This window comes from Azospirillum sp. TSO5 (genome assembly GCF_003116065.1).
Taxonomy (GTDB): Bacteria; Pseudomonadota; Alphaproteobacteria; order Azospirillales; family Azospirillaceae; genus Azospirillum.
This window is the reverse complement of sequence record NZ_LGQY01000088.1, coordinates 1-16,614: the sequence shown is the minus strand read 5'-3', so window position 1 is coordinate 16,614 and position 16,614 is coordinate 1. Positions and strand designations below refer to the sequence as shown.

Annotated in this window: 13 protein-coding genes, 2 tRNA genes and 1 pseudogene; 14 read left to right on the top strand and 2 right to left on the bottom strand. The window is 68.6% G+C overall.

Going from position 1 to position 16,614, the window contains the following annotated elements:
* The 10 genes and pseudogenes from TSO5_RS21800 to egtB all read left to right on the top strand — a co-directional run.
* Window positions 1–480: pseudogene (locus tag TSO5_RS21800) on the top strand (NAD-dependent dehydratase); the annotation flags it as partial.
* 76 nt (window positions 481–556) lie between these two features.
* Window positions 557–2,491, top strand: coding sequence for a nucleoside-diphosphate sugar epimerase/dehydratase (locus TSO5_RS21795; protein ID WP_109153551.1), 1,935 nt, complete (start codon window positions 557–559; stop codon window positions 2,489–2,491).
* 161 nt (window positions 2,492–2,652) lie between these two features.
* Window positions 2,653–2,727, top strand: a tRNA-Thr gene (locus TSO5_RS21790).
* A gap of 36 nt (window positions 2,728–2,763) precedes the next feature.
* Window positions 2,764–2,838, top strand: a tRNA-Thr gene (locus TSO5_RS21785).
* Window positions 2,839–2,974: 136 nt separating this feature from the next.
* Window positions 2,975–4,054 (top strand): chorismate synthase, encoded by a 1,080-nt coding sequence (aroC, locus tag TSO5_RS21780; protein WP_109153550.1) that lies wholly within the window; start codon window positions 2,975–2,977, stop codon window positions 4,052–4,054.
* 7 nt (window positions 4,055–4,061) lie between these two features.
* A complete protein-coding gene (locus TSO5_RS21775) occupies window positions 4,062–4,646 on the top strand; it encodes a hypothetical protein (RefSeq protein WP_109153548.1) in 585 nt (194 codons plus the stop codon).
* A 48-nt stretch (window positions 4,647–4,694) separates the two neighbouring features.
* The gene (rnr, locus tag TSO5_RS21770) at window positions 4,695–6,851 is read left to right on the top strand and encodes a ribonuclease R (protein ID WP_109153547.1); all 2,157 of its coding nucleotides are present in this window, start codon (window positions 4,695–4,697) and stop codon (window positions 6,849–6,851) included.
* A 263-nt stretch (window positions 6,852–7,114) separates the two neighbouring features.
* Window positions 7,115–8,782, top strand: a complete 1,668-nt coding sequence (locus TSO5_RS21765; protein WP_247870879.1) for a S41 family peptidase — start codon at window positions 7,115–7,117, stop codon at window positions 8,780–8,782.
* Between the two features lie 168 nt (window positions 8,783–8,950).
* Window positions 8,951–9,118, top strand: coding sequence for a 50S ribosomal protein L33 (gene rpmG / locus TSO5_RS21760; protein ID WP_012974790.1), 168 nt, complete (start codon window positions 8,951–8,953; stop codon window positions 9,116–9,118).
* 224 nt (window positions 9,119–9,342) lie between these two features.
* The gene (gene egtB, locus TSO5_RS21755; RefSeq protein ID WP_247870878.1) at window positions 9,343–10,674 is read left to right on the top strand and encodes an ergothioneine biosynthesis protein EgtB; all 1,332 of its coding nucleotides are present in this window, start codon (window positions 9,343–9,345) and stop codon (window positions 10,672–10,674) included.
* Here the strand turns inward: egtB and TSO5_RS21750 are convergent.
* Together TSO5_RS21750 and TSO5_RS21745 are read right to left on the bottom strand one after the other, a co-directional pair.
* On the bottom strand, window positions 10,671–12,062 hold the full coding sequence (locus TSO5_RS21750; protein WP_109153543.1) for a PAS domain-containing protein: 1,392 nt from the start codon (window positions 12,060–12,062) through the stop codon (window positions 10,671–10,673). The genes egtB and TSO5_RS21750 overlap by 4 nt on opposite strands.
* Window positions 12,063–12,132: 70 nt before the next feature.
* Complete coding sequence (locus tag TSO5_RS21745) at window positions 12,133–12,324, bottom strand: hypothetical protein (protein WP_109153541.1); 192 nt, start codon at window positions 12,322–12,324, stop codon at window positions 12,133–12,135.
* 367 nt (window positions 12,325–12,691) lie between these two features.
* On the opposite strand from TSO5_RS21745, the gene TSO5_RS21740 reads away from it, so the two are divergent.
* From TSO5_RS21740 to leuA, 4 genes are all read left to right on the top strand, one after another.
* Complete coding sequence (locus tag TSO5_RS21740) at window positions 12,692–13,141, top strand: YceI family protein (protein ID WP_109074054.1); 450 nt, start codon at window positions 12,692–12,694, stop codon at window positions 13,139–13,141.
* Window positions 13,142–13,266: 125 nt separating this feature from the next.
* On the top strand, window positions 13,267–13,662 hold the full coding sequence (locus TSO5_RS21735) for a CidA/LrgA family protein (protein ID WP_109153539.1): 396 nt from the start codon (window positions 13,267–13,269) through the stop codon (window positions 13,660–13,662).
* Window positions 13,659–14,381, top strand: a complete 723-nt coding sequence (locus TSO5_RS21730; RefSeq protein ID WP_109153537.1) for an LrgB family protein — start codon at window positions 13,659–13,661, stop codon at window positions 14,379–14,381. Before TSO5_RS21735 ends, TSO5_RS21730 begins: the two co-directional genes overlap by 4 nt.
* Window positions 14,382–14,809: 428 nt before the next feature.
* Window positions 14,810–16,474 carry a 2-isopropylmalate synthase gene (gene leuA / locus TSO5_RS21725; RefSeq protein ID WP_199230974.1) on the top strand — a complete coding sequence of 555 codons (1,665 nt, stop codon included), beginning with the start codon at window positions 14,810–14,812 and terminating at the stop codon, window positions 16,472–16,474.
* Window positions 16,475–16,614 lie beyond the last annotated feature (140 nt).

Here is a 16,614-nt window from a genome sequence, read left to right as displayed (position 1 = left end):
GGCAGGGAGGGGGGGGTGCCCCCCCCGCCGCTGGTCTATGGACCCGGCGCCGCCGGCAACATGCGTGCGCTGGTGAAGCTGGTGGCGACCGGCCTGCCGCTGCCGCTCGGCGGCATCCACAACCGGCGGAGCCTGATCTATGTCGGCAACCTCGCCGACGCGGTGGTGACGGTGCTGGAGCATCGGGATGCCGCCGGCGGGACCTTCCTGGTCCAGGATGGCGCGCCGGTTTCGACCGCCGATCTGGTGCGCGCCATCGCCGCGGCGCTGGGCCGGCCGGCGCGGCTCGTCCCGGTGCCGCGCGGCCTGATGGCGCTGGGGGCGGCGCTGACCGGCACGCGCGCGGTGTTCGACCGGCTGGCCGGCACGCTGACGGTGGATGACGGTCCCATCCGTGAAAGGCTCGGCTGGCGCCCGCCCCATGACCTTGCGTCCGGGTTGCGCGCCACCGCGGAATGGTTCAAAGCTTCCCGCGGCTGATTACCCGGCCGAATCGGCGATGGCCGGCTTCGGCCCCCGGTTCTCAAGGCCGAACGAATGAACAAGGTTTAGCGGCATGCGTATCCCGTCCGCACGGGCATCCCTGGTTTTCCTGCATGATCTGGTGATGACCGGAGTGGCCCTGGTCGTCGCCCTGTACCTGCGGGTGGGCGGCTCCGCCTTCGGTCTATATTTCGATGCGCTGGTCATCGCGCTGCCGACGCTGGTCGGCATTTCGGCAGCCGTTTTCGTGCTGTTCGGCCTGTACCGCGGCATCTGGCGCTACGCCTCCATTCCCGACCTGATACAGGTGGTACGCGCCGTCACCGTGGCGGTGCTGTGTTTCGTCCTGGCGATGTTCCTGCTGACGCGCGCCGAACTCCTGCCGCGCTCCCTGCCGCCGATCCTGTGGCTGGTGCAGATGCTTCTGCTCGGCGGGCCGCGCTTCGCCTACCGCTTCATGAAGGACCGCCGTTTCAGCTGGGCCGAGGCGGTGGAGGGGGTGCCGCGCATCCCCGTCCTGCTGCTGGGCGTCGGCGACGCGGCGGAGCTGTTCATCCGCTCGCTCGACCAGCCGGGCCAGTCGGCCTATCGCGTCGTCGGCATCCTGGACGACAAGGGCCGGCGCATCGGCCATGCCGTGCGCGGCGTGCCGGTCCTGGGTGGCCCGGACGATCTGGAGCAGGTGGTCCGCACACTGGAACGCAAGGGCGAACGGCCGCAGCGGCTGATCATCACCAAGGGCAATGCCGAGTTGAAGGGATCGACCCTGCGCAGCCTGCTCGACCGGGCGGAGGCGCTGGGTCTGGTCCTGTCGCGCCTGCCGAGCCTGACCGAGTTCAAGTCGGCGCTCGGCGAAGGCAAGGGCGTGGAGGTGCGGCCGATCGCGCTGGAGGATCTGCTGGGCCGGCCGCAGGCGGTGCTCGATCGCGGCGCCATCTCCGGGCTGATCGGTGGGCGGCGGGTGATCGTCACCGGTGCCGGCGGCACCATCGGCAGCGAGTTGGTCCGCCAGATCGCCACGCTGGGGCCGGAGCGGCTGATCCTGCTCGATGCCGGGGAGTTCAACCTCTACAGCATCGAGATGGAGGTGCGGGAGAAGTTCCCCGGCCTCGACACCCGCGCGGTGATCGCCGACGTGCGAGACCGCGACCGCATCATGCGCCTGTTCCAGGACGAGCGCCCGGCCCTGGTCTTCCACGCCGCAGCACTGAAGCATGTGCCGCTGGTGGAGGCCAACCCGTGCGAGGGCGCGCTGACCAACGTCATCGGCACCCGCAACGTGGCGGACGCCGCGCGCGCCGCCGGCTGCCTCGCCATGGTGCTGATCTCCACCGACAAGGCGATCCGCCCGACCAGCGTCATGGGGGCCGCCAAGCGCTTCGCCGAGACCTACTGCCAGGCGCTGGACGTCCTGCCGCCGCGCGACGCGACGGAACAGGCCACCCGCTACATGACCGTGCGCTTCGGCAATGTGCTGGGCTCCTCCGGCTCGGTCGTGCCGCTGTTCACCCGCCAGTTGGCGCAGGGCGGGCCGCTGACCGTCACCCACCCCGACATGCGCCGCTATTTCATGACGGTGCGCGAGGCGGTGGAACTGGTTCTGCAGGCCTCCGCCCACGGCGCCACCCGCGCGGAGGACCGCGGCAAGATCCTGGTGCTGGACATGGGCGAGCCGGTGAAGATCGCCGATCTCGCCCGCCAGATGATCCGGCTGGCCGGCTACCGGCCCGGCGTCGACATCGAGATCGCCTATACCGGCCTGCGCCCCGGCGAGAAGCTGTTCGAGGAAATCCTGACCGCGGCGGAGGCGCCGAGCCGCACCGAGGCTGACGGCGTCTTCCTCGCCTCTCCCCGGCTGATCGACTATGCGCTGATCAACCGCGCGGTGGGTGAGTTGGAGGCGGCAGCACGGGCCGGAGACGGCGAGCGGGTTCTGTCGATCCTGGGCACCATCGTGCCCGATTTCCGCGCCGAAGCGGTGCTTCCGTCCGCTGCGACGCAGGCGTGATCCGGGGCTTTATTCCGGTCGCGAAAAAAAGTGGGTCGCGGAGTGATTTTAAGCGCTTGCATCCCCCAAAGGCCTGTGGCATAACCCGCGCCACTTCGGGGGGCGGCCAAGCCTGGACGCCTCACCCGGACGCATCGCCCCGGCGATGATCGGTTATCGGGGCTGCCGTAGCTCAGTGGTAGAGCACTCCCTTGGTAAGGGAGAGGTCGAGAGTTCAATCCTCTCTGGCAGCACCATTCCTCCGATCCTGTCATCAGGCGTTCGTATCCGGCGCTGCCGTAGCTCAGTGGTAGAGCACTCCCTTGGTAAGGGAGAGGTCGAGAGTTCAATCCTCTCTGGCAGCACCATCCCCCTCTTTAAAAACTTCCTTAAAAAATCGGTTCATCGCTTCCTTGACCTTGCCGCCGAAAGGCCGCAAGAAACGCGCGCGTTTTCACAGCTGTGAAGTCGCTAGGCGCGGGTTCGTTTCGGGAGGATGTCACCATGGCCGGCAACAGCTTCGGCACGCTTTTCCGCTTCACCACCTGGGGCGAGAGCCACGGTCCGGCCATCGGCGTCGTCGTGGACGGCTGCCCGTCGCTGATCGACCTCGTGGCGGAAACGGACATCCAGCCCTGGATGGACAAGCGCCGGCCCGGCCAGTCGCGCTACACCACCCAGCGCCAGGAACCCGATCAGGTGAAGATCCTGTCCGGCGTGTTCGAGGGCAAGACGACCGGTACGCCGATCTCGCTGCTGATCGAGAACACCGACCAGCGTTCCAAGGACTACAGCGACATCGCCGGCAAATTCCGCCCCGGCCACGCCGACTACACCTATTGGCAAAAGTACGGCATCCGCGATTACCGCGGCGGCGGACGCTCCTCGGCGCGGGAAACCGCCTGCCGGGTCGCCGCCGGCGCGGTGGCGCGCAAGGTGCTGGGCTCCGCCATCCAGGTTCGCGGCGCCCTGGTGCAGATCGGCCCGCACAAGATCGACCGCAGCCGCTGGGACTGGGCGGAGATCGACAACAACCCCTTCTTCTGCCCCGACCCGGTCGCCGCCACCCAGTGGGCCGAGTATCTCGACGGCATCCGCAAGAGCGGCTCCTCCGTCGGTGCCGTGGTGGAACTGGTGGCGTCCGGCGTGCCGGTGGGGCTGGGCGACCCGCTCTATGACAAGCTGGACAGCGACCTCGCCTGCGCGATGATGACCATCAACGCGGTGAAGGGTGTCGAGATCGGCAACGGCTTCGCCGCCGCGGAACTGACCGGCGAGCTGAACGCCGACGAAATGCGCATGGACGCCGACGGCCAGCCGCAGTTCCTGTCCAACAATGCCGGCGGCATCCTGGGTGGCATCTCCACCGGACAGGACATCGTCGTGCGCTTCGCGGTGAAGCCGACCAGCTCTATCCTGACGCCGCGCCAGACGGTCGACACCGCCGGCAACGACACCGACATCCTGACCAAGGGGCGCCACGACCCCTGCGTCGGCATCCGCGCCGTCCCGGTGGGCGAGGCGATGATGGCCTGCGTGCTGGCCGACCACCTGCTGCGCCGCCGGGCGGAACGGCGGGAGTGATCGCCCCATGCCCGTCCCCCGCCACGGACAGCGCCTGATCCTCGCCCTGGCGATGCTGGCGATCATCGCCCCTGGCACTGCCCCGGCGGCTTCGGCGGCCGACAAGCCCTTTCAGGAGTTCGACGAGACCTTCAAGTCTTGGAAGCTCTACTGCCAGCTCTGGACCGGTACGCGGCAGGTGGAGTGCGAACTGACCGCCCGCGGCACCAACGACCGCACCGCCCGGCTGGTCTGGCTGCGCTCGACCGACAAATGGCGCGAGGGGCTGCGCTTTCGCGTGAATGCCGAATCGCTGGACCTCGACAAGCTGGTGCGGGTCTGGGCCGACCGGGCGGTGTTCAAGCCCGACTCCCCCTGCAAGCCCTACCGGTTCGAGACCAACACCTGCGCCGTGACCGATCCCGACATCAACCGCCGCATGGTGGAGAAGATGACTCCGGCGCCGGAAGTGTCCATCGTCGGCCAGTCGCCGGCCGGGGAGAAGACGGAGGTGCGCTTCCCCCTCGCCGGCTTCCGCGAGGCGCTGGAGCGCAGCGACGCCATCCGCGCGATGGCAGGCAGACCGTGGGCGACGAGCCCTGATGGCGATTGATCCCTATATAGCCGTACCAGCGACAAGAACCGACGGACTGCCCGCCCAGTGACCGACAGCCAATTCCCCAGCAAGGACACCATCCTCGCCTTCATCCGGTCCAGCACCACCCCGGTCGGCAAGCGCGAGATCGCCCGCGCCTTCAAGCTGTCCGGATCGGCCGACCGCGAAATGCTGAAGGATCTGCTGCGCGAACTGGAGGCGGACGGAGCGGTGGAGCGTGGCCGCAACAAGCGCATGGCCCCGCCGCAGTCCCTGCCCGCCGTCGCCGTGCTGCTGGTCACCGGCGCCGATGCGGAGGGCGAGTTGTCGGCCCGCCCGCTGACCTGGACCGGCGAGGGCGACCCGCCGCGCATCTTCCTGCTGCCGGAAAAAAGATCGCGGGGGGAGGACAAGCCGCTGGCGGTCGGCGACACGCTGCTGGCGAAGCTCGCCCGCATCAACGACCGCCTGTACGAGGCCCGCGTCATCCGCCGCATTGACGGGGAGCGCGAGGGCCGCATCCTCGGCGTCTACCGGCCAAGCGCCGATGGCGGGCGCATCCACCCGACCGACCGCCGCCACAAGACCGAGTTCCTGGTGCTGCCGCCCAATCGCGGCGAGGCCGAAGCGGGTGATCTCGTCTTCGCCGACATCCTGCCGGCCGGGCGTGCAGGCCAGCCGCAGGCCCGTGTGGTGGAGCGTCTCGGCTCCACCGACGAGCCGCGCGCCTTCAGCCTGATCGCCATCCATGCCCACGGCATCCCCACCGCCTTCCCGCATGCGGCCTTGCGCGAGGCGGAACTGGCGGCGGTGCCGGCGCTGATGCAGCGGGAGGATCTGCGCGACATCCCGCTGGTCACCATCGACGGCGCCGACGCCCGCGACTTCGACGACGCGGTGTGGGCGGAGCCGGACAGCGACCCGGAGAACCCGGAAGGCTGGCACCTGATCGTCGCCATCGCCGACGTGTCCTATTACGTACGCCCCGGATCGGCGCTGGACCGGACGGCGTACGAGCGCGGCAACTCGGTGTACTTTCCCGACCGCGTCGTGCCGATGCTGCCGGAAGCGCTGTCGAACGGCCTGTGTTCGCTCCGGCCGGGGGAGGATCGCGCCTGTCTGGCCTTCCACCTGTGGATCGACCGCAACGGTGTGCTGATCCGGCATCGGCTGGTCCGCGGACTCATGCGGTCGGCGGCGCGACTGACCTATGAACAGGTGCAGGATTGCCACGATGGCCGGCCGGACGAGGAAACGGCGCCGCTGGCCGACGGCGTGATTGCCCTGCTGTTCGGCGCGTACGCCCGACTGGCCGCCGCCCGCGCCAATCGCGGCACGCTGGAGTTGGACCTGCCCGAACGCAGGGTGCTGATCGACGAGCGCGGCAGGGTCGCCGAAATCGCCCGGCGCGAACGGCGCGACAGCCACCGGCTGATCGAGGAGTTCATGATCGCCGCCAACGTCGCGGCGGCGGAGGTGCTGGAACGGCGCACCATGCCCGGCCTCTATCGCATCCACGACCGTCCCTCCATGGACAAGATGGAAGCGCTGCGCGGCTTTCTGGCGGAGATCGGCCATCCGCTGGGCAAGAGCGCCGACCTGACGCCCAGCCACTTCACCCGCATCCTGCACAAGGTGGAGGGCACCTCGCACGCGCCGCTGGTCAGCGAGGTGATCCTGCGCGCCCAGGCCCAGGCCGCCTACAGTCCGGACAACATCGGCCATTTCGGGCTGGCTCTGCACCGCTACGCCCATTTCACCTCGCCGATCCGCCGCTATGCCGACCTGATCGTCCACCGGGCGCTGATCCGCACGCTGGGGCTGGGCGTCGGCGGGCTGGACGACGAGACGCTGGGACGGCTGGCGGAGATCGGCGAGCATCTGTCCGGCACCGAACGCCGCGCCGCGGTGGCGGAGCGCGATGCGGTGGATCGCTACACCGCCGCCTTCCTGGCCGACCGGGTGGGGGAACACTTCAGCGGCCGCATCTCCGGCGTCAGCCGCTTCGGGCTGTTCGTTCGGCTGGACGAAAGCGGCGCCGACGGCCTGATCCCGGCCAGCAGCCTGCCCGACGACAGGTACGATCACGACGAGGCCGCACACGCGCTGGTCGGGCAGCGTACGGGGCGGACGTACCGCCTCAGCAACCCGGTCAAGGTGGTGCTGGTGGAAGCAGATCCGGTCAGTGGCAGCACGCACTTCCGGCTGGCCGACTCGATGTGACGACTCGGAAGCCGTCGGCACCGTTGCACAATGGCAACGCTTAAGCAATGTGGCCGAATCGTGGCCCAGCCAAGCTTTGGCCACATCCCCACCATACCAGCGTGACCTTGACGACACAGAATCGGACAATCCGCGACATTGTGGTGCGGCCCGCAATTTTGTCCCGCCCGGCCTCCTGAACGAAGGTGTATCTATCACCCATCCGGGATCGGCAACATCCTCGTCCGGTCCGGCTGCAGGAAAGGGAGGCCGCGGTTCGCCCCATGGCCCAGTTCGATCACAACCTGTGCGATCACGGCGTGTGCGATCAGGATGCACCGCTCCGCGTTCTGCCTTTTCGAGTTTCCGCGATGTCGAACGCGGCGCGCCGCCTGAGCCGTTCGCTCCGCCATCTGGCGTTCCAGCTTCCCGCAGCCGCCCTTTTCGCCACCACCGCCTTCGCCGGTCCGCCGCAGGTCGCGATCGCAGCACCACCGCCCCCGGTGACGGAACAGGTCTTCACCGTCGGATTCGGCAAGATCGCCGAGGTCTATCTGGACCCGGTTTCCTTCGACCGTCTGGGGATGGACGGGATGAAGGGCCTGAGCACCATCGATCCGTCGGTGACGGTGGAGCAGACCGGCAACACCGTACGCCTGTACGTGTCGGGCGCGCTGGCGGCGGAGTATGGTGCCGCGGCGGACCGCGATGCCGCCGGCTGGGCGGTTCTGACCACCCGCATCATCGACCGCGCCCGCAGCCAGTCGCCGATCCTGGCGAAGGCGACGCCGGAACGGCTGTATCAGGTCGTCTTCGACGGCGTCACCGCCGACCTCGACGGCTATTCCCGCTATACCGGCGTCCAGCGCGCCAGCAACGAGCGCGCCCAGCGCGAAGGCTACGGCGGCGTCGGAATTTCGCTGGACAGCGCCACCAATGGCCGCGTCATGGTGCATGACGTCATGCCGCACAGCCCGGCCGAGCGCGCCGGCATCGTCGGCGGCGACCTGCTGCTGGCGATCGACGGCGACCTGACGACGCGGATGACCGCGGCGGACATGCGCGAGCGTCTGCGCGGCCCCACCGGAACCCTGCTCACCCTCACCGTCGCCCGCGACGGCGGCGCTCCTCGCCGGCTGCCCCTGCGCCGCGAACGGGTGGTGCCGAACACCGTCACCTATTCGCTGTCCGGCGACGTCGGCATCGTCAAGCTCGACCGCTTCAACGCCACCACGGCCTCCAGCCTGCGGTCGGCGGTGACCTCCATCCGGCAGGCGGCCGGCCCGACATTGCAGGGCATGGTTCTGGACCTGCGCGGCAATCCGGGCGGGCTGCTCGACCAGGCGGTCGCGGTCGCCGACCTGTTCATTCGCCGCGGCCGGATCATCTCCACCGAAGGACGCAATCCCGAAAGCCGCCAGCGCTTCGACGCCAACCCCGACGACCTGCTCGACGGGCTGCCGCTGGTGGTTCTGGTCGACGGCCGGTCCGCCTCGTCGGCCGAGGTGGTGGCGTCCGCACTGCAGGACTCCGGCCGCGCGGTGGTGGTGGGGGCGTCCAGCTACGGCAAGGGCAGCGTCCAGACGGTCAACCGCCTCCCCAACGACGGCGAGCTGTTCCTGACCTGGAGCCGCATCTACACGCCGGCCGGCTACACCCTGCATCGCCAGGGCGTGCAGCCCACCGTCTGCACCAGCCGGGCCGGCCAGACCGATCCGGAGGCGCTGCTGTCCGACCTGCGCGAAGGGCGGCTGCGCCCGGCCCAGATCGCCAGCTGGCGGTCCAAGGCGGCCGACGACGAGCATGCGCTGAACGCCCTGCGCGAAGCCTGCCCGTGGAAGGAGCACGAGCCGGAACTGGACCTGCAGGTCGCCATGCGGCTGCTGGCCGAACCGGCGCTGTACCAGCGGGCGGTCGCCTCCGCGGTGGTCAACACCGTGGCGGAGCGCTGAGCGGGCCGGAGGGCGGCGGCGGGGCGGCGGCGCTGTGGCAATTGCCGTCGGACGCCGATTTCACCGCCCATAACGCTTGACATTGCGGCGTCAGACGGTATTTTCCGCCGCTACGACGCCGCCCCCGCCGGGCCGGCGGGGCACGGATTTTTTGTCGGGATCGAGATCATGGCCAAGCAGAACACCGTCCTCATCAAGCTGGTGAGCACGGCAGACACCGGTTTCTTCTACGTCAAGAAGAAGAACCCGAAGAAGACCACCGAGAAGCTGTCGTTCCGCAAGTACGACCCGGTGGCGCGCAAGCACGTCGAGTTCAAGGAAGCCAAGATCAAGTAAGGCTTGTCCGACACTGAGCTGTGCTTCGAATGAACAAGGCCGCCTTTCTGGCGGCCTTTTCGTTTTTGAGCGCATCCTTCCCACATCTTCCGCGCCCTTGCCGGTGCGGCATCCGGTCACAGCCACTATTTGCGGTGACTGCCACACCACGGATGCATGCATTCCAAAAGGGGCGCTCCGGGTGGACACTCTCCGAAAAGCTCTGGATTTCAGAGGGACCGCCCGTGCCCGACACCCATCCCAGCCCGATCGCCGAGCCACCCACCGCACCGTCAGCCGCATTGTCCGCCGCTGAGCGCCGGCAAGCGCTGGCCACCCGCTTCCAGAAGGCGCGCGCCCGCACCGCCGAGCTGGTCGCCACCCTGTCGCCGGAAGACCTGATGGTGCAGACGGTGGCCGACGGCGCGCCGGCGAAATGGCACCTCGCCCACACCAGCTGGCTGTTCGAGGTCGCGGTGCTGATCCCCTTCAGCCCCGGCTACCGGCCGGCCGACCCGGCCTTCCTCGACCTGTTCGCCGCCCGCACCGACGGCGGCCCTGCGCCTCCCCGCGTGCTGTCGCGTCCGACGGCGGCCGAGATCATGCGCCACCGCGACCAGATCAACGGCGCGGTGCTGCATTTGATCGATGCGCTGGACGAGTCGCTTTGGGAGGCCGCCGAATCGGCGCTGATGATGGCCATTGCCCATGAACGGCGCCACCAGGAGCGGATGCTGCTGCACATCAAGCACGCCCTGTGGTGCAACCCGCTGCGCCCGGCCTATGAAGAGGCGCCGGACCACCCGCATCTCGGCGCCCCGCCCGATGGTTGGCTGGAGCAGCCCGGCGGCCTCGTCGAGGTCGGCAGGCCGACGCCGCTGCCCGGTTTCGACCATGAAAGCCCGCGCCACCGCGTCTGGCTGGACCCCTACCGGCTGGCATCCCGCCCGGTCACCTGCGGCGAGTACCAATCCTTCATCGACGCCGGCGGCTACAGCGACCGCTCGCTGTGGCTGACCGACGGCTGGGAGACCGCGCACGCCGAAGGCTGGAGCGCCCCGCTCTATTGGGAACGCGGCGGCTTCGGGTCCGGCGCCCGCTGGCAGGTCTTCACCCTTTACGGCATGCAGCCGCTCGACCCCGATCAGCCGGTTTGCCATGTCAGCTGGTACGAGGCCGACGCCTACGCCCGCTGGGCCGGCAAGCGCCTGCCGCGGGAGGCGGAGTGGGAGGCGGTCGCCGCCGGCTGCGACAGCATGGGCAACCTGCTGGGCACCGGCCACCGTCATCCCCGCGCCGGGACCTGCCACGGCACCGGCCCCTGGCAGATGTGCGGCGATGTGTGGGAATGGACCGGGGACGCCTTCCTGACATACCCCGGCTACCGCCGGCCCCACGGCGCGGAAAAGGCCGTCCCGGACGAGGCGGTCAACGGCCGGCTTGCCGCCAACCGCATGGTCCTGCGCGGAGGCAGTTGTCTGACGCCCTTCGACCATGCCGGCCCCTGGACGCGGCATTATCTGCGGCCGGAGACCCGGCTGTCGGTGAGCGGGTTCCGGCTGGCGGAAGATGCTTAAGGAGAGACTTGCGGGGAGATTTGTCCGCCTGCGCCGGCAGTCAGCGCCCGCGCCTGCCCCTGGGTGAGAATCCCGCGCTCCGTCAGGCGGGACAGCAGCGCCACGGCCAGTTCGGCCTGGAACAGCGCCTCCCCCTGCGGACCCTCCCCCTGCGAACCCTCCCCCTGCGAACCATTGCGCAGGTGGCGGGGCACGCCGAAGGCCTCGGCCAACCGGTCGGGCGACGCGCCGGCCAAAGCAGGATCCAACGCCGCCGCCAATGCCCCGAGGTCGAGCGACGGCGGCAGCGCCGGATCGGCGATACCGGCCTGGGCGGCCGACCGCGCAAGGGCGGCGAGGCTCGAGTCGATGCCGATCCCGACGGCGATGCAATTGTGCAGCGCGTCCTGGATCGCCGGCCACACCACGGCGAACGGGCGCTCGCCCGCCACCATGTCGGTGCCGATCCCGTGACGGGCGGTCGCCTCGGTCGGGACAGGGTCGATGGGGTCGATCAGCAGGGCGAGCGACACGGTGGGGAAGATGCGCGATCCCACCAGCCGCACGGTGCCTATCGCGATCACAGGACCGCTGTCCGGCTCCACCCCCGCCGTCGCCACCCAAAGTGCGACGAAGGGCAAGGCCGCCAGCGGCTCCTCATCACCGAGCGGGCCGGCGGCATGGGCCACTCGCAGGCTGAGCGTGCGCTTGCCGCTGAGTCCGGCGGCATGGGCCATGCCACGGGCGGGGAAGGACAGGATCGCCCCGGCGCTCAGACCCAGATCGGCAATCCGTGCCGACAGTTCGCCGTCTTCGATCCGGCGCAGCACGGCGGTGACGGGAGCGCCGCCACCGCGCGCCCGCTCCATCGCACGGGCCAGATCGTCGCGAAGCAGGGACTTGCCGATGTCGGCCCCCTCCTCCACCGCCAACAGCCTTGCGGCAGCGGGGTTCAGCTGTTCCACATGCCCGAGTTCGTCGAGGACCAGCAGGGGATCGTCAGCCAAAGCCAGCACCGCCCGCAACGCCCGGTCCGCGCGTCCACCCCCAAGCGGTCCACCCCCCAGAGGGCCGTCGCCAAGCCCCCGCTCACCGCCACGGGCGAGGCTCGCCGCTTCGGCAAGACGCGCCAGCTCGCCGCCCGGTCCGCCGGAGATCGGCTCCAGATCCACCCGGCTGCGGGCGCCGGACAGGCAGTCCGACAGACGATCAAGGTCGCGGAAATGGCGCGACAGGCGGGAGAAGACGAACCAGACCGCCAGCAAGCCCAGTCCGCAGATCGCCAGCCCGCGGGTGAAGGCGGTGCGGTTATCGGCCGCCAGCTGCGTGATTTCCACGCCAAGAAAGACCAGCGCGGCCGCCGCCACCGCCAGTCCAAGCATCACCACGCGCCAAACGCCGCCCTTCATCGGGCCGTCTCCCCGTCATTGCATGCCGAGTCTAGCCGGCAGAACGGAAACGGAGAAGCCGCGTGCGTGTTCAGCGCGCCACGACCGCCGCCCGTGCCCCTTCCACCTGCGTCATGAGGCCGGCCAGCGCGCCGCGCACCTCCCCCGACAGCCCGAACAGCAGCAACGCCACCAGAGCGACCGCCAAGGCATGATCCAGCAGCGGCCGGGCCGGCCGGCGCGCCCCTGAGCGGTGGCGGAATGGGATTTGGAAGAACGGCATCGCTGGCGGCTCCGGCATGGATCAAGACGTCAGGATGCCAGCCTACCGGCGGAGAGGACGAACGAACCCTTAACGGCTCTCGATCGACGGCCGATTGCCCCGCTTTTGTCTCGGCTCTATTTCGATTCGGGGGCGTTTTCAAAGTCGAGACCACGCTCTCCCCCCGCTGTGGAGGGCTCTACCCTTTGCGGGCAGCATCGCAAATTCGAGTTACCGCCTTTGCGTAAAATACATAGCAATTTGCGACGCGATTTTTGCTGTGCTTTTGCTGCATTTCCTGGTTTGCCTGCTTGTCGGATGATGCTAAGAGTAATGCATCCAACGAAAACACTCCTTTCTGCATAGGCAATTGCTTAGGAGGCCGGCAATGACTTTGGTCTATCGTCCCCTGCCCTATGGCGGGCACGAAGACCGGCGGACGGGCCGCCACCTGCTTCTGGTGGTCGCACTGATCCTCGCCATTCCGACCGCTTTGGGCGCCGGCTGCACCGTCGATGCCCTGCGCAGCTATGCCGTGGAGGCGCGGCTGTCGCAGGCCGTCGATGCCGCCGCATTGGCCGGCGGTCGCGTGATGTTCGATTCGCAACGCGATGGCCACATCCGCAGTTTCTTCGACAAGGCCTTCCCCAACGGCTTCCTTGGATCGAACCTGTCGCCGCTGACGATCGCCGAGGATGCGGCGGCCGGCACGCTGACGGTCAGCGCCCACGCCACCGTCAACGCCATCTTCCTGCGCCTGTTCGGCAAGAAGGAAGTGACGGTGGAGGCTCAATCCGTCGTCCGCCGCGGTCTGCACGCCCGCACCAAGCTGCAATAACTCCCTTTTCGCATTCCAGCCAGCTTCATCGCCGATTCGCGAGGCTCGCATTCGCGGAATGCAGCCCGGCGCCTTCGCAACTGCGGTAGAAGGGACGCACAGCGCCCCTTCCATCGGAGTCCGCGATGCTCGGAACCCTGACGCTCCTGCTGCTCTGCCAATTGGCCGGCGAGTTGGCCGCCCGCCTGCTGCACCTGCCGATCCCCGGCCCGGTGCTGGGCATGCTGCTGCTGTTCGCCGGCCTGCTGCTGCGCGGCGGCGTGCCGGCCGCGATCCAGGACACCGCGGGCGGGCTTCTGCGTCACCTGTCCCTGCTGTTCGTGCCGGCCGGCGTCGGGGTGATGGTGCATGTCACCCGCTTGGAGACGGAGGCGCTGCCGATCATCGTCGCCCTGTTCGGCAGCACCCTGTTCGGCATTGCGGTAACCGCCAAGGTGATGGCCTTCCTGTTGAGCCGCAGCGATCCGCGACTGGAGGAAGAGCAGCCGGCCGGGAATTCGGCGAAGGGAGACCGGACATGAGCGCCGATCTCCACCAGATCTGGGTCTATCTGTCGGCCAGCCCGCTGGCCGGGCTGACGCTGACCCTGGTCGCCTATCAGATCGGCCTGTGGGTGTTCGAGAAGCTGGGCCGCCGCCCGGTGCTGAACCCGGTGCTGATCGCCGTCATCCTGATCGCCGGCACGCTGAGTCTGTCGGGCATCGATTACCGCACCTATTTCGACGGCGCGCAGTTCGTCCATTTCCTGCTGGGTCCGGCCACGGTGGCGCTGGCCGTCCCGCTCTACAACCAGTTCCAGGAGGTGCGGCGTTCGGCCCTGGCAATGATGGTGGCGCTGCTGGTCGGGTCGGCCGCCTCGGCACTCAGTGCGGTGGCGCTGGTCTGGATCTGCGGCGGCACCAAGGTGACGATCCTGTCGATGGCGCCGAAATCCGTCACCTCCCCCATCGCCATGGGCGTGTCGGAGCAGATCGGCGGCCTGCCGTCGCTGACCGCGGTGTTCGTCATCATCACCGGCATCGTCGCCGCCAGCCTCGGCACCTGGGTGCTGAACCTTGTCCGGGTGAAGGACTGGCGCGCCCGCGGATTCGGGATGGGGGTGGCGGCGCACGGCATCGGCACCGCCCGCGCCCTTCAGGTCAACGAGGTGGCGGGCGCCTTCGCCGGGCTGGGCATGGGTCTGAACGGGCTGGCGACGGCGCTGCTGCTGCCCACGCTCTATCACCTGATCTGGGGCTGAGGGCGGCAATGGTTGGTGCATCCCGCAGTCCGATTCCCGCCAATCCGGGCTTGACAGCCATGCCGCACCTGCGCACAGTGCGCCCCATGAACACCATCGACCGCAAGAACGCTCTTCTTCGACTTCTCGGCCCGGCGCTTTAAGCGTCCGGGTTTGTCGCGTTCGCACACCATTTCCATCGGTCGAAGTGTTTGTTCCATGAGCGATGTTTGCAAAGGCGCCGGCATCGGCGTCGCCCGGCAGGGGCCGGGACTGCGACTTACCGACGGTCGCTGAGCCACTTCCGGCGGCTCCGCGGCCGTACCCCTCGCCGGTCCCTCCGCCTTTCAAAATCCGATCCGCCGCCTCCTGCCCGCACTGAAAACCGGTGCCCGAGGCCGCCAGTGGAGCCGAACGACGTCATGAGCACCGCCACCAACATCCCGACCCTGCCGAAGTCCCCGTCCAAATACGCCCCCTTCCCGCAGGTGAAGCTGACCGACCGCCAGTGGCCGTCGCGCACCCTGGACAAGGCGCCGATGTGGTGCTCGGTCGACCTGCGCGACGGAAACCAGGCGCTGATCGAGCCGATGGGGCCGGACCGCAAGCGCGCGATGTTCGACCTGCTGCTGCGCATGGGCTTCAAGGAGATCGAGGTCGGCTTCCCCGCCGCCTCGCAGACCGATTTCGACTTCTGCCGCGAGATCATCGAGCAGGGCAAGATCCCCGACGGCGTCACCATCCAGGTGCTGACCCAGTCGCGTGAGGAACTGATCCGCCGCACCTTCGAGGGTATCAAGGGCGCCAAGCGCGCCATCGTCCACCTGTACAACTCCACGTCCGAGCTGCAGCGCCGCGTGGTGTTCGGGCTGGACCGCCAGGGCATCATCGACATCGCCGTCGCAGGCACCAAGCTGATCAAGCAGCTGGCCGCCGAGACGCCGGAGACCGAGATCGTCCTGCAATATTCGCCGGAAAGCTTCACCGGCACCGAGCTGGACTTCGCGGTCGAGATCTGCGAGGCGGTGATGGAGACCTGGGGGGCGTCGCCCACCAACAAGGTCATCCTGAACCTGCCGGCCACGGTCGAGATGTCGATGCCCAACGTGCATGCCGACCAGATCGAGTGGTTCTGCCGCACCCTGAAGAACCGCGAATCGGCGATTATCTCGCTGCACCCGCACAACGACCGCGGCACCGGCGTCGCAGCGGCGGAGATGGGCCTGCTGGCCGGTGCCGACCGCGTCGAAGGCACCCTGTTCGGCAACGGCGAGCGCACCGGCAACGTCGACGTCGTCACGCTGGCGCTGAACATGTTCACCCAGGGCGTCGACCCGGAGCTGAACATCGACGACATCAACGAGATCGTCCGCGTGTCGGAATACTGCACGCAGTTGCCGGTCCATCCGCGCCATCCCTATGCCGGCGAACTGGTGTTCACCGCCTTCTCGGGCTCGCACCAGGACGCCATCAACAAGGGGCTGAAGGCGCTGACCAAGTCGAACACCGGCAAGTGGGAGGTTCCGTACCTGCCCATCGACCCGCAGGATCTGGGCCGCAGCTATGAGGCGGTGATCCGCATCAACAGCCAGTCTGGCAAGGGCGGCATCGCCTATATTCTGGAGAAGGATTACGGCCTGCAGATCCCGCGCCGCCTGCAGATCGAGTTCTCCAAGGTCGTGCAGCGCGTCGCCGACGAGACCGGCAAGGAACTGTCGCCCGCCGATATTCACGCCGCCTTCAAGGCCGAGTATCTGGACGCCGACACCCCGCTGGAACTGGTCGAGCATTCGACCGAGCCGCGCGGCCCGAACTCTGGCGCCCGCGCCATGAGCGTGGTGATGCGCCGCAACGGTGAGATCATCACCACCAAGGGCAAGGGCAACGGCCCGATCGACGCCTTCCTGGACGCCCTGCGCCAGGGCTGCGGCACCGACCTGCACGTCGTCGACTACCGCGAGCACGCCATCGGCTCCGGCGAGGACGCCCAGGCCTGCGCCTATGTCGAGGTGAAGACCGGCGACAGGACGCTGTTCGGCGTGGGCATCGACGCCGACATCGTGACCGCCTCGCTGCGGGCGCTGGTGAGCGCGGCCAATCGGGCGACGCGGTAATTTACTCCCTCTCCCGCCCCGGGAGAGGGAAGGGGCCCATGGCATCGCCATGGGAAGGGTGAGGGGCAAGGCAAGAATCCCGAACTGCATGGTTCCTTGGATCACCCCTCACCCTCCCCACCGCTTCGCGGCGGGTCCCC